Here is a 12,735-nt window from a genome sequence, read left to right as displayed (position 1 = left end):
CGATCGACCGAGGCTGCGATGCGCCTGATCCGTCTACTGATAGCGTTGGCCTGTCTGGTCGCAGGCGCCGTGGTCGGGGCCCTGAACCGCGACCTGGTGTCGATCGACCTGGCCTTTGTCCAGGTGGGGACCACGTTGGGCGTGGCACTGATATCGGCCCTGCTGCTGGGCGTGCTGCTGGGAGGGCTGGCGATCACCGCCAGTGTCGTGCTGCCCATGCGCAGCCGGCTGTCCCGCCTGCATAAGCGGCCGCCGGCATCGCAGACGACGACCGCTCCGGAGCAGTCGGACGGGATGCCCTGACCGTGGATTTCATCACCGAATGGTTCTGGTTCTTCCTGCTGCTGCCGGTCGCCGCGGTCAGTGGCTGGGTGATCGGTCGCCGTGGCGGCGAACGCCATAGCGATACCCAGGTCAGCCGGCTGTCGACCACCTACTTCCGCGGCCTGAACTATCTGCTCAACGAGCAGCCCGACAAGGCGATCGAACTGTTCCTGCATATCGCCGAACTCGACAAGGAAACCTTCGAGACCCAGGTCGCGCTCGGCCACCTGTTCCGACGTCGAGGCGAGGTCGATCGCGCGATCCGCCTGCATCAGGCACTGGTGCAGCGCACCGGGCTCAGCGACCAGCAGAAGGTGCAGGCATTGCTGGCGCTGGGCGAGGACTACATGCGATCGGGTCTGCTGGACCGGGCCGAGACCGTGTTCAGCGATCTGGTCGCACTCGACATGCGCGCGCCGCTCGCGTTGCGCCATCTGATCGGGATATATCAGTCCGAGCGCGACTGGGACAAGGCGATCGAGAACGCGCAGCGCTACGAGGCGGCGACCGGCGAAGCGATGGGAAAGCTGATCGCCCAGTTCGAATGCGAGCTGGCCGACAAGCACCGCGCCACGGGTGATACCGGGGCGGCGCGCGCCGCGGTCGCACGCGCCTACGAGGCCGACGCCAATTCCGTCCGGGCCGGCATGATCGAGGGGCGTATCGAGGTCGAGGCCGGCAACGACGCCGCGGCGATCCGGGCGTTCGAGCGCGTCGCCCGCAGCGATCCCGACTACCTTCCCGAGGTGCTGCCGGCGCTGCTGCCATGCTACGAGCGGACCGGCGAGACCACCGGCGCGCGCGCATTCCTGGCGGAAATGTGCGAGCACTACCGCGGCATCGCGCCGGTCCTGGCGCTGACCCGCATGGTCGAGGCGCAGGACGGCGTCGCCGCCGCACGCGCCTACCTGGCCCAGCAGCTCAAGGACCGCCCGTCGGTCCGGGGCGAGGCGGCACTGATCGACCTGACCCTGGCCGAAGGTGCCGACCCGTTGGCGACCCTGCACGATCTCAAGCACATCACCGATCAGTTGCTGGTTCGCAATCCGAGCTATCGCTGCACCCGTTGCGGCTTCGGCGCCCGCAGCCACCACTGGCAATGCCCCAGTTGCAAGGAGTGGGGTTCGGTCAAGCCGCTGCTCAACTACGCCGTGGTATGAGCCTGGCCGCCTGGGGGGCTTTGTTCTTCCTGATCGGGCTTGCCGGGACATGGCTGGCCCGCCGCTACGCGCTGGCCCGCCAATTGCTCGACCAGCCCGGCGAGCGACGCAGCCACACCGTCGCGACTCCGCGCGGGGGCGGCATCGCGATCGTGGCCGCGGTCCTCGCCGCGACCGTCGCGGCCGGAGTGAAGTTGCCCGACTTCGGTATCGCGCTGGCGGCCTTCGCGACGGGCCTGGCAATGGTGGCGGCGATAGGCTGGCTCGACGATCACCGTCCGCTGTCGTCCGCGCTCCGGCTCGCCGTGCATGTTCTCGCCAGCAGCCTGTTCGCGCTGGCGCTGCTGCTCGAGTCCGCCCAGCCGGCGGCGGCGCTGGTCGCACTGCTGGCGCCACTGGTGCTGACCAACGTCTGGAACTTCATGGACGGCATCGACGGACTGGCCGCGAGCCAGGCGCTGATCGCCGGCGGAGCGCTGGTGGTCGCGCTGGACGGACCCTGGCAACCGATCGCATTGGCGCTGGCCGCGGGCAGCCTCGGGTTCCTGCCGTTCAACGTGTACAGGGCCCGGATCTTCATGGGCGATGTCGGCAGCGGCGCGATCGGATATGCGGTCGGCGCGCTGTGCGCGGTCGCGGTGGTCCAGCGCGACGGGGCATCCGCCTGGTTGCTGCTGCCGCTGGCTCCGTTCCTGGTCGACGCCGGCCTGACCCTGACGCGGCGGATGCTGCGCGGCGAACGCTGGTGGACCGCGCATACCCAGCACGCATACCAGGTCCACGCGCGCCGCCATGGCCATCCGGTGGTGACGGCCGGTTACGCGATTGTCGCGGTGATCGGCGCAGTGTTCGCGCTGGCCATGATGGCGCCGGCCAGGGCGGAAATCCCGGCGATCTTCATCGCTTCTTGTCTGTTCACGTGGTATATGTCCGCGGCCATTTCATGGGGGTGGCTGCAGCACCGTCCGGGGAAGGCGGAGCGAGGCGCGGGTCCTTCCCACAAGGAGAACAAGTAGTCCAATGAGTGCTTGGCAGGACCGATTGAGTGCCACCGTGCCGCGTGTGGCCGTCGTAACCCATGACCTGGCGATGGTCTGGCTGGTGTGGCAGGGCCTGCACCGGCTGCGGTTCGGCATCCTGCCGAACCCCCCGGAGATGCCGCTCTGGTCGACCGAAATCGCGCTGGTCCTGCTGGCGCAGGGGCTGGTGTTCTGGCAGGTCGGCCTGTACCGCGGGCTATGGAGGTTCGCCAGCGTCCCGGACCTGTGGAACATCTTCAAGGCCTGCGCGCTTGGTCTGCTGACGATCTCTCTGGGGTTGTTCCTTTACAACCGCCTCGACCTGGTCTCACGGACCGTGCTGGTCCTGTATCCGCTCAGCCTGATGGCGTTGCTGGGCGCGCCGCGGCTGCTGTACCGCGCATGGAAGGACAGTTCCACCGAGCGCGCCAATGCCGCTTCGGTCCGGATCCTGATACTCGGTGCCGGACATGCCGGCGAGGCCCTGGTGCGCGACCTGCGCCGGTTCGGCACCTATCAGCCGGTCGGCTTCCTCGACGACGCCGTGCGCATGCGCGGTACCAAGGTGCAGGGCGTTCCGGTGCTGGGCACGGTCAACGACGTGGCCGAGATCGCCCGCGAGACAGCAGCCAAGCTGCTGGTCATCGCGATGCCGTCGGCCGACGCAGTGGCCCTGCAGCGCGTGCTGATCGCCTGCGAGCGCACCGGCCTGCCGTTCCGCATGGTCCCGCGGCTGGCGGACGTGCTGGAGGGGCGGTCGCTGCCGGGCGAACTCAAGGAAGTCGCGATCGAGGACCTGCTTGGACGCAAGCCGGTGCTGCCGGACTGGAAGGCGATCCGTCACTGGCTGGGCGCGCGCTCGGTGCTGGTGACCGGCGCCGGCGGCTCGATCGGCTCCGAGCTGTGCCGTCAGTGCGCCCGTCACGGCGCGCGCCGGATCACCCTCGTCGAGATCGACGAACTGGCGCTGACCACGACCGAAGCGGCGCTGCGACGCGATTTCCCCGACCTGGAATACATGCCGGTACTCGGCGACTGCGGCGATCCCGCGGTGATCGCACACGCGTTGCGGCTGTCCGAACCCGAGGCGGTCTTCCACGCCGCCGCATACAAGCAGGTGCCGCTGCTGGAAGGGCAGTTGCGCGAAGCGGTGCGCAACAACGTGTTGGCGACCGCGACCGTTGCCAGTGCGTGTCGCGCTGCCGAGGTCGGCACCTTCGTGCTGATCTCCACCGACAAGGCGGTCGACCCGGTCAACGTGCTCGGCGCGACCAAGCGCCTGGCCGAGATGATCTGCCAGTCGTTGGCAAACGAGCGGACCACCCGTTTCGTCACCGTGCGCTTCGGCAATGTGCTCGACTCCGCCGGCAGCGTGGTGCCGCTGTTTCGCGAGCAGATCCGCAACGGCGGTCCGGTGACGGTGACCGATCCCGAGGTGACACGCTACTTCATGACCATCCCGGAGGCCTGCCAGCTGATCCTGCAGGCATCGGCGATAGGAACCCACGAGGCGATCTATACCCTCGACATGGGCGAGCCGGTGCCGATCCGTCTGCTTGCCGACCAGATGATCCGCCTCGCGGGCAAGCAACCCGGCCGCGACATCGCAGTGGTGTATACCGGCCTGCGTCCGGGCGAAAAGCTCCACGAGACGCTGTTCCACGCCGATGAGCGCTATCGCCCGACCGCGCATCCGAAGATCCTGCAGGCCGAACCGCGCACGGTCGTCACCGCGGAGATCAAGGCCGCCGTCAAGGCGCTGCGCGCGGCTTCCGAGACATACGACTGCGACACTCTTGCTACCCTGTTGCGGACGACGGTGCCCGAGTTCCTGCCCGAGGACGCGCCAGCGATCGGCGCAGGCGACTCGACCACGGTCGTTGCATTCCCCGCACGCAGCGCCAGGAAGATTTGATGTCCCCACAATCGCAGCAGTCCCGCAAGTTCCCCCGTATCCGCAAGGCCGTTTTCCCGGTTGCCGGGCTCGGTACCCGCTTCCTTCCCGCGACCAAGACCGTTCCCAAGGAAATGCTGCCGGTGATCGACCGGCCGCTGATCCAGTACGCCGTCGACGAGGCGATCGAGGCCGGTTGCGACACGCTGGTGTTCATCACCAACCGTTACAAGCATGCGGTCGCCGATTACTTCGACAAGGCCTACGAGCTCGAACAGAAGCTCGAGCGCGCGGGCAAGCAGGAACAGCTCGAACTCGTCCGGCACGTACTGCCCAACGGGGTGCGTGCGGTGTTCGTGACCCAGCCCGAGGCGAAGGGGCTGGGCCATGCGGTGCTTTGCGCGAAGCCGGTGGTCGGCGACGAGCCGTTCGCGGTCGTGCTCCCCGACGACCTGATCTGGAACCGCGGTCCCGGCGCACTGTCGCAGATGGCGGACGTGGCGCAGGAGAGCGGCGGCAGCGTGATAGCGGTGCAGGACGTGCCGCGCGAAAAGACCGCCAGCTACGGCATCGTCGCGACAGAGAACTTCTCCGAGCGCCAGGGCCGGATCCGCGCCATGGTGGAGAAGCCCCAGCCGGACGTGGCGCCCAGCACCCTGGCGGTGGTCGGCCGTTACGTGCTGAATCCGAGGATATTCGAACTGCTCGAATCGACGCCGCCAGGGGCGGGTGGAGAGATCCAGCTGACCGACGCGATCTCGACGCTGCTGGCGGAAGAAGCGGTCGACGCCTATCGCTTCCGCGGTACCCGCTTCGATTGCGGTACCCATCTGGGTCTGATCGAGGCGACGATCCGCTACGCGCTCGATCACGAGAAGCTCAGCGAGGCGGCGGCCCGGATGATGCAGAGCGCGCTCGACGAACTTGGCGTACGCGAGAACGAGTAGCGTCGCTTCGCCAGGAAGCCGCGGATGAGCGGGTCGGCACGGCATGAGACGGCGCCGGTGCACGATACGATGACCGGTTGGCTGCACGGCATTGCTGCCCGGAGTGGGACTGGATGCACGAGGGCGATCAGCCGAATTACTACCGCGAGACGGCTCCTGCCGGGAGCCGTCCGGAACTGCGAAGCCCGCTGGATGCGCGCGTCTGCGTGATCGGCGGCGGCTTTGCGGGCCTCAACACCGCGTTGGGTCTGGCCGAACGCGGCGTCGATGGTGTCGTGGTGCTGGAGGCGCGGGAGATCGGATTCGGTGCCTCGGGTCGCAATGGTGGCTTCGTGTTCGGCGGCTATTCGCGCGGCGAGGCCGAACTGCTGCGCGATCTCGGCCGCGAACGCGCACGTGAACTCTACGCCGGCACCGTCGACGCGGTGGCGCTCATCCGCAGGCGGATCTCGGATCATGCGATCGCCTGCGACATCGTGGAAGGCGGGGTGATCTGGGCCAACTGGTTCCGCGACCCCGAAGTATTGCGAACGCGCCAGCGTCTGCTCGCCGACGCCTACGGCGTTCATTGGCAATGGCTGGACCGGACGCAGATGCGTGAACGGCTGCTGACCGATCGCTATCACGACGGCCTGTTCGAGCCCGGCGCATTCCACCTCCATCCATTGAAATACGCGCAAGGGCTGGCACGGGTCGCCTGCGAACGAGGCGTCCAGTTGTTCGAACGCACCCCGGCGACGGGACTCGCCCGTAGTGGCCGGGGATGGACGGTCGCGACGCCGGGCGGGCGGGTCGCGGCCGACACCGTGGTGCTCGCCTGCGGAGGGTATCTGGCCGGCCTGGTCGGCCGCGTCGACGCTGGAGTGCTGCCGATCGCGACCTACGTGATGGTGACCGAGCCGCTGGGCGAGCGCCTGGCAACCGCGATCCGGACCCCGGCCGCGGTCTACGACACCCGCTTCGCATTCGACTACTACCGCGCCTTGCCGGACACCCGGCTGTTGTGGGGCGGCCGAATCTCGATACACGACCGCTCGCCGCGCGCGGTCGAACGATTGCTGTACCGGGACATGACTCGGGTGTTTCCGCAGCTCGGAGGCATCGGCGTCGCGCATGCGTGGTCCGGCCTGATGAGCTACGCGCGCCACCAGATGCCGCAAATGGGCCGCATCGACGATGGGCTATGGTTGGCGCAGGCGTTCGGCGGCCATGGCGTCGCGCCGACCACGCATGCCGGCGAGGTGGTGGCCAGCGCGATTGCCGAGGGCGATGAACGCTGGATGGCGTTTTCCCACTACGGCCTGGTATCGGCGATGAAGCCGGCCGGTTTCATCGGCGCCCAGTTGGGTTATTGGTGGGCCGAGGCTCGGGATGCTTGGAAGGACTGGACGGAAGGGTTGGCCAAACGATGAGCAATGCTACCGGAGCAATACCGACGATCGAGTGGGCCGACTTCGCCAAGGTGGCCCTTTGTGCAGGGACGGTGTTGAAGGTCGAGGAATTCCCCGAGGCCCGTAAGCCTGCCTGGAAGCTATGGGTGGATTTCGGCCCGCACGGCGTGCGCAAGACCAGCGCACAGGTGCGCACGCTTTACGAGGCCGATGACCTGGTTGGCCGGCAGATCGTGGGCGTGATCAATTTCCCGCCCAAGCAGGTCGGGCCGTTCATGTCGGAATTCCTGTTGACCGGTTTTCCCACTGATGAGGGCGTGGTGATCACCACGGTCGACCGGCCGGTGCCGAATGGTACGCGGATGGCTTGAATGCGGATGCTTGCTTGAGGGAAGCCGGTGGCCATGGGGTCTGCAGGACACGCCGTAAACCCGTCCATGGGGGCTCGGGCACGGCATCCATGCCGCTTGTGGTCCTGCAAACCCCATATCCACCATCTTCTCGACACTCGGTCGGCGCTTTGAGCAAAAAACCGCCGACGTCTGAATCTTCATGCTCGCGAAAGGCGCTGACCGGCGGGGTGGGGTTGCGGAGGCCCACGACCCGACCTTGAGGCACGGAGCGCCGATCGGAGGGCGGAGCCCCCCTGGCAGGCGGCGACTCCATCCAAAGCCATCGCGCCAAACCTACAACGCCTCGAAAATACCCGCCGCGCCCATGCCGGTGCCGATGCACATCGTCACCATGCCGTATTTCTGCTGGCGACGGCGCAGGCCGTGCACGATCGTCGCGGTGCGGATCGCACCGGTTGCGCCGAGCGGGTGGCCGAGCGCGATCGCGCCGCCGAGCGGATTGACCTTGGACGGATCCAGCTCCGAATCGCGGATCACCGCCAGCGCCTGCGCGGCGAAAGCCTCGTTGAGCTCGATCCAGTCCAACTGGTCCTTGCTCAGCCCGGCCTGCGCGAGCGCCTTCGGAATCGCCGCGATCGGGCCGATGCCCATCACCTCGGGACGCACGCCGGCGACCGAGAAACTGACGAAACGCGCAAGCGGGGTCAGGCCGTAGTCCTTGACTGCCTGCGCGGACGCCAGCAGCACCGCACCGGCGCCGTCGCTCATCTGCGAGCTGTTGCCGGCGGTAACGGTACCGCCGAACTGACCGTTGCGGAACACCGGGCGCAGCTTGCCCAGGCTCTCGATCGAGGTATCCGGACGCGGGCCTTCGTCGGTGTCGACCAGCTTCTGCTTCAGCCGCACGGTGCTGCCGGCCAGGTCGGGCTGATGCGAGAGCACTTCGTAGGGACTGATCTCGTCCTTGAACTCGCCCGCGGCGATCGCCGCCAGTGCCTTCTGGTGCGAGGCGAGGGCGAATGCGTCCTGGTCCTCGCGCGAAACCTTCCATTCCTCGGCGACCTTCTCGGCGGTGATGCCCATTCCGTAGGCGATCGCGACGTTCTCGTCCTTCGCGAACACCTCGGGGCTCAGCGCGACCTTGTTCCCCATCATCGGCACCATCGACATCGATTCGGTGCCGCCGGCCAGCATCAGGTCGGCGTTGCCGAGACGGATCTCGTTGGCGGCCAGGGCGATCGCCTGCAGGCCCGAGGAGCAGAAGCGGTTGATCGTCTGTGCGGCCATGGTGTTCGGCAGGCCGGCCAGCAATGCGCCGATGCGGGCCACGTTCATGCCCTGTTCGCCCTCGGGCATCGCGCAGCCGATGACGGCATCGTCGATGCGGTTGACGTCGATGCCAGGGGCCTGCGCGACCACGCTGCGCAGCACGTGCGCGAGCATCTCGTCGGGACGGGTGTTGCGGAACACGCCGCGCGGCGCCTTGCCGACCGGCGTGCGGGTGGCGGCGACGATGTAGGCGTCTTGTACTTGCTTGTTTGAAGCGTGCTTGCTCATGGAGTCACTCCGAATGCTGGATGGTGTGCCGGCACATGGATGTGCCGGCGCGGCGTCGCGAAGCGAGGCCGCGGCCTTGGGCGAAAACCACGCTTTTCGCCCAAGGCGAAGAAGTCGCGGCAGGATGCCCGATCTTCTTCACAATCAGTTCCTCAACGGCTTGCCGGTCTTGAGCATGTGTGCGATGCGCTCCTGGGTCTTCGGCATCTGCGCAAGGGCGACGAAGTGTTCGCGCTCCAGGCGCAGCAGCCATTCCTCGTCCACGCGCGAATCCCGGTCGACCTCGCCCCCGCAGATCACGGTTGCGATGCGGCTGGCGATCTCGTAGTCGTGCGGCGAAATGAAGCGGCCCTCGAGCATGTTCACCAGCAGCATCTTGAAGGTTGCGATGCCGACGTTGCCGGCGACGCGGATGCTGCGGGCCGGCAACGGCGGGCGATAGCCGCCCTCGGCCAGGGCCAGTGCCTTCGACCGGGCGACGTGCAGCAGCTCGAAAGCGTTGAAGACGACGGAATCGGCTTCGCGCGCCAGCTTGAGCTCCTTGGCCTCCATCGCCGATGTCGCAACCTTGCCCATCGCGACGCTCTCGAACGCGGTCTTCAGCTCGGCGAACACGTCGCCGCTGGAGCCGGCCTTGTCGGAGGCGCGCACCGCCAGTTCCTTCAGGCCGCCGCCGGCGGGCAGCAGGCCCACGCCGGCTTCGACCAGGCCGATGTAGCTCTCCAGCGCGAGCACGCTGTGCGCGGCATGCATCTGGAATTCGCAGCCGCCGCCCAGTGCGAGTCCGCGCACCGCCGCGACCACCGGCACCAGCGAATACTTGATCCGCTGACTGGTCGCCTGGAAGTTCGCGACCATGGCTTCGAAGCCCTTGAGGTCGCCGGCCTGCAGCAGGCCCAGCGCACCGGCGAGATCGGCGCCGGCGGAGAACGGCTCCTTGGGCTGCCAGATCACCAGGCCGCGGAAGTCGCGCTCGGCGATCGCGATCGCCTCCTGGATGCCATTGAGCACATGGTCGTTGACCGTGTGCATCTTGGTCTTGAAGCTGAGCACGGCGATGCCGTCGCTATCGCCCTGATCGGAGCCGTCGACCCACATCCGCACGCCGTCGTTCTCGAACACGGTGCGGCCCTGCGGGAAGGACTCGCCCAGCAGCGGATCGGGGAAACGCTGGCGCGCATAGACCGGGTTGGACGAGCGCGGCACCTTGGCGTTGCGCACAGGGCTGTAGCTGCCTTCGGCGGTGTGCACGCCGTCGCGTCCGTCGAACACCCAGTCGGGCAGGGCGGCGCTGCTCATCGCCTCGCCGGACACGATGTCCTCGGCGATCCACTCGGCGACCTGCTTCCAGCCGGCGGCCTGCCAGGATTCGAACGGTCCCATCGACCAGCCGTAGCCCCAGCGCATCGCGAAGTCGACGTCGCGGGCGGTATCGGCGATGTCGGCCAGGTGGTAGGCGCTGTAATGGAAAGTGTCGCGGAAGCAGGCCCACAGGAACCTGGCCTGCGGATGGTCACTGGCGCGCAGCGCGGCAAACTTCTTCGCAGGGTCGCGCTCCTTCAGCAGCGCGGCGACGTCGGCGTCCAGCTCGCCGGCGGACGGGCGGTAGTCCTGCGCCTTCACGTCCAGCACCAGGATGTCCTTGCCCTTCTTCGTGTACACGCCGGCGCGGGTCTTCTGGCCCAGCGCGCCCTTCTCGATCAGCGCGGTCAGCCACTTCGGCGCCTTGAAGTACTTGTGCCACGGGTCGTCGGGCAGGGTGTCGGCCATCGTCTTGATGACATGCGCCATCGTGTCCAGGCCGACCACGTCGGCGGTGCGGTAGGTCGCGGACTTCGGCCGTCCGATCAGCGGACCGGTCAGCGCGTCGACGGTGTCGAAGCCCAGCCCGAACTGCGTGGTGTGATGCATTGCGGCCAGCATCGAGAACACGCCGATGCGGTTGCCGATGAAGTTCGGGGTGTCCTTGGCGAAGACCACACCCTTGCCGAGGGTGGTGGTCAGGAAGGTCTCCAGCCCCTCCATCACCGCCGCGTCGGTCCCGCGGGCCGGTATCAGTTCGGCCAGGTGCATGTAGCGCGGAGGATTGAAGAAGTGCACGCCGCAGAAGCGGTGGCGCAATTGCTCCGGCAGCACGTCGGCGAGCGCATTGATGCCCAGGCCGGAGGTGTTGCTGGCCAGCACCGCGTGATCGGCGACGAACGGCGCGATCTTGCGATACAGATCCTGCTTCCAGTCCATCCGTTCGGCGATCGCCTCGATCACCAGGTCGCAGTCCTTCAACAGATCGAGGCCCGTCCCGTAGTTGGCCGGGGTGATCCGCGCGGCCAGCGCCTTGTCGGCCAGCGGAGCAGGGCTGAGCTTGGCCAGGTTCGCGATCGCCGCGGTCACGATCCCGTTCGGATCGCCGTCCTTCGCCGGCAGGTCGTACAGCACGGTATCGACTCCTGCGTTGGTCAGGTGCGCGGCGATCTGCGCCCCCATGACACCGGCACCGAGCACCGCGGCCCGTCGTACAAGCATTTTCTCAGACATATTTCTTATCCTTTTGAATATAAAGAGTTATCGGCCGCGGATCTGCGCGAATCAACTCGGATAACCCACTTCTTTCCTGCTGTTATCCGCGTTCATCCGCGCAATCCGTGGCTGGAAGCCTCAGCTCTTGAATCCGGCGGCAGCAAAGCGGATCAGTTCGCGCGCCGCCCTTTCACGGTGCGCCGCTTCGGTGACACCGGCGGGACGCTTGATCAGGCCGAAGTCGGCCATCGCATAGGTCAGCGCGCCGGCCAGGAAGTCCAGGCGCCAATACAGCTCTTCCTTGCTCAGCTCCGGCACCGCCGCGGCGATGGCCCTGGCGAATTCGCGCAGCACGTGTCCGTAGTGATCGGACAGGAAGCGTCGCAGGCTGTCGTTCTTCTCCGCGTAGGCGCGGGCGACCATCCGCACGAACGCCGCGCCACCGTGCTTGTCCTGGGCGATCGCCAGAGCCGGCTCGACGAAGGCGGCCAGGATCGGCTCCAGCTCGCCGGGCGACCGTTCGACGGCGGCCTTCAGCGCCGCCAGGCGGTGCGCGCTCATATCGTCCATGCGGCGGCGGAATACCTCGTTGACGAGGTTCTCCTTGCTGCCGAAGTGGTAGTTGACCGCCGCGATGTTGACCGCCGCCCGGCTGGTGACCTGGCGCAGCGAGGTGCCGGTGAAGCCGAATTGGGCGAACAATTCCTCGGCGGCGCCGAGGATGCGGTCCTTGGTGGAGAAATGCCGGGTCGAAGCCGGTGCGCCGGGCGCGGGTCTGCTGGGAGCGTGGGCGGTGGCCGCCATCGGAGTACTGCCGTCGGTATGGGTGGAGGACAGGGTGAATCAAACGCTTGTTTGATGCTAGGCGCAGCGGTCGCCGTCGTCAATCGATCCTGACCGGGATTCGAAGCCGACGGTGACAACGGAGTGGAGAACTCGTTAGAATTACCGCAGCCATATCGGCTAAACCCGTGCCCCGGCACGGGTTTTTCTGTTACCCTTCGGGCACTCGCCGAGGAAACGCGCGAGGCCGGCCCGCCAATCCGGAGACACCTTCCCATGGCGCTGGAGCGCACCCTTTCGATCATCAAGCCCGATGCCGTCGCCAAGAACGTCATCGGCGAGATCTACACCCGTTTCGAGCAGGCAGGCCTCAAGGTCGCCGCCGCGAAGATGACGCATCTGTCGCGCGCGCAAGCCGAAGGTTTCTACGCGGTCCATCGCGAGCGTCCGTTCTTCAACGCCCTGGTCGAGTTCATGATCTCCGGTCCGGTGATGATCCAGGTCCTCGAAGGCGAGGGCGCGGTGCTGAAGAACCGCGAGCTGATGGGCGCGACCAATCCGAAGGAAGCCGCCGCCGGTACCATCCGCGCCGACTTCGCCGACAGCATCGATGCCAATGCGGTGCACGGTTCCGACAGCCTGGAGAACGCCGCGATCGAGATCGCGTACTTCTTCCCGGCCACCGACGTGTTCGCACGCTGATCCGACCCACGCCAACGCCCCGATGACCACGCATCGCGAAAATCCGGCCGAAGCTCGCGACGCCGAAGCGCACGCGGCCCTGCCGAAC

Annotated in this window: 11 protein-coding genes; 8 read left to right on the top strand and 3 right to left on the bottom strand. The window is 67.1% G+C overall.

The genetic code is table 11. The annotated features are described in order from the left end of the window. The first annotated feature begins 18 nt into the window (after nt 1-18). From L3V18_RS01725 to L3V18_RS01695, 7 genes are all read left to right on the top strand, one after another. Nucleotides 19-303, top strand: coding sequence for a lipopolysaccharide assembly protein LapA domain-containing protein (locus tag L3V18_RS01725; protein ID WP_237052882.1), 285 nt, complete (start codon nt 19-21; stop codon nt 301-303). Between the two features lie 2 nt (nt 304-305). Further along, entirely contained in the window at nt 306-1,484 is a 1,179-nt protein-coding gene (gene lapB, locus L3V18_RS01720) for a lipopolysaccharide assembly protein LapB (RefSeq protein WP_237052881.1), read from the top strand. Continuing rightward, on the top strand, nt 1,481-2,500 hold the full coding sequence (locus L3V18_RS01715) for an MraY family glycosyltransferase (protein ID WP_237052880.1): 1,020 nt from the start codon (nt 1,481-1,483) through the stop codon (nt 2,498-2,500). The genes lapB and L3V18_RS01715 overlap by 4 nt, the downstream gene beginning before the upstream one ends. Before the next feature lie 4 nt (nt 2,501-2,504). Continuing rightward, nucleotides 2,505-4,418: a polysaccharide biosynthesis protein gene (locus L3V18_RS01710; RefSeq protein WP_237052879.1), complete on the top strand. Its 1,914-nt coding sequence runs from the start codon at nt 2,505-2,507 to the stop codon at nt 4,416-4,418. After that, complete coding sequence (galU, locus tag L3V18_RS01705; RefSeq protein ID WP_237052878.1) at nt 4,418-5,344, top strand: UTP--glucose-1-phosphate uridylyltransferase GalU; 927 nt, start codon at nt 4,418-4,420, stop codon at nt 5,342-5,344. The genes L3V18_RS01710 and galU overlap by 1 nt, the downstream gene beginning before the upstream one ends. A gap of 113 nt (nt 5,345-5,457) precedes the next feature. Then, nucleotides 5,458-6,756 carry an NAD(P)/FAD-dependent oxidoreductase gene (locus L3V18_RS01700; RefSeq protein WP_237052877.1) on the top strand — a complete coding sequence of 433 codons (1,299 nt, stop codon included), beginning with the start codon at nt 5,458-5,460 and terminating at the stop codon, nt 6,754-6,756. Further along, nucleotides 6,753-7,106, top strand: a complete 354-nt coding sequence (locus tag L3V18_RS01695; RefSeq protein ID WP_255783575.1) for a tRNA-binding protein — start codon at nt 6,753-6,755, stop codon at nt 7,104-7,106. The genes L3V18_RS01700 and L3V18_RS01695 overlap by 4 nt, the downstream gene beginning before the upstream one ends. Nucleotides 7,107-7,421: 315 nt before the next feature. Here L3V18_RS01695 and L3V18_RS01690 read toward each other — a convergent pair whose 3' ends face one another. The 3 genes from L3V18_RS01690 to L3V18_RS01680 form a co-directional block, all read right to left on the bottom strand. Continuing rightward, nucleotides 7,422-8,645 carry an acetyl-CoA C-acyltransferase gene (locus L3V18_RS01690; RefSeq protein WP_237052876.1) on the bottom strand — a complete coding sequence of 408 codons (1,224 nt, stop codon included), beginning with the start codon at nt 8,643-8,645 and terminating at the stop codon, nt 7,422-7,424. A 144-nt stretch (nt 8,646-8,789) separates the two neighbouring features. Next, nucleotides 8,790-11,180 (bottom strand): 3-hydroxyacyl-CoA dehydrogenase/enoyl-CoA hydratase family protein, encoded by a 2,391-nt coding sequence (locus L3V18_RS01685; protein WP_237052875.1) that lies wholly within the window; start codon nt 11,178-11,180, stop codon nt 8,790-8,792. A gap of 120 nt (nt 11,181-11,300) precedes the next feature. Further along, the gene (locus tag L3V18_RS01680; protein ID WP_237052874.1) at nt 11,301-11,966 is read right to left on the bottom strand and encodes a TetR/AcrR family transcriptional regulator; all 666 of its coding nucleotides are present in this window, start codon (nt 11,964-11,966) and stop codon (nt 11,301-11,303) included. Nucleotides 11,967-12,221: 255 nt separating this feature from the next. Between L3V18_RS01680 and ndk the strand changes: the two genes are divergently transcribed. Continuing rightward, entirely contained in the window at nt 12,222-12,647 is a 426-nt protein-coding gene (ndk, locus tag L3V18_RS01675; protein WP_237052873.1) for a nucleoside-diphosphate kinase, read from the top strand. The last annotated feature ends 88 nt before the right edge of the window (nt 12,648-12,735 follow it).

Source organism: Marilutibacter chinensis, assembly GCF_021725675.1.
GTDB classification, from domain to species: Bacteria; Pseudomonadota; Gammaproteobacteria; order Xanthomonadales; family Xanthomonadaceae; genus Marilutibacter; species Marilutibacter chinensis.
Note: the sequence above shows the minus strand (reverse complement) of the source record. Positions and strands in the feature narration are given on the sequence as shown.

What these genes read in the sequence shown, in the direction of transcription:
- L3V18_RS01725 (WP_237052882.1), top strand. Translation starts at nt 19, where the DNA reads ATGCGCCTGATCCGTCTACTGATAGCGTTGGCCTGTCTGGTCGCAGGC.
- L3V18_RS01715 (WP_237052880.1), top strand. Translation starts at nt 1,481, where the DNA reads ATGAGCCTGGCCGCCTGGGGGGCTTTGTTCTTCCTGATCGGGCTTGCC.
- L3V18_RS01710 (WP_237052879.1), top strand. Translation starts at nt 2,505, where the DNA reads ATGAGTGCTTGGCAGGACCGATTGAGTGCCACCGTGCCGCGTGTGGCC.
- galU (WP_237052878.1), top strand. Translation starts at nt 4,418, where the DNA reads ATGTCCCCACAATCGCAGCAGTCCCGCAAGTTCCCCCGTATCCGCAAG.
- L3V18_RS01700 (WP_237052877.1), top strand. Translation starts at nt 5,458, where the DNA reads ATGCACGAGGGCGATCAGCCGAATTACTACCGCGAGACGGCTCCTGCC.
- L3V18_RS01695 (WP_255783575.1), top strand. Translation starts at nt 6,753, where the DNA reads ATGAGCAATGCTACCGGAGCAATACCGACGATCGAGTGGGCCGACTTC.
- L3V18_RS01690 (WP_237052876.1), bottom strand. Translation starts at nt 8,645, where the DNA reads ATGAGCAAGCACGCTTCAAACAAGCAAGTACAAGACGCCTACATCGTC.
- L3V18_RS01685 (WP_237052875.1), bottom strand. Translation starts at nt 11,180, where the DNA reads ATGTCTGAGAAAATGCTTGTACGACGGGCCGCGGTGCTCGGTGCCGGT.
- L3V18_RS01680 (WP_237052874.1), bottom strand. Translation starts at nt 11,966, where the DNA reads ATGGCGGCCACCGCCCACGCTCCCAGCAGACCCGCGCCCGGCGCACCG.
- ndk (WP_237052873.1), top strand. Translation starts at nt 12,222, where the DNA reads ATGGCGCTGGAGCGCACCCTTTCGATCATCAAGCCCGATGCCGTCGCC.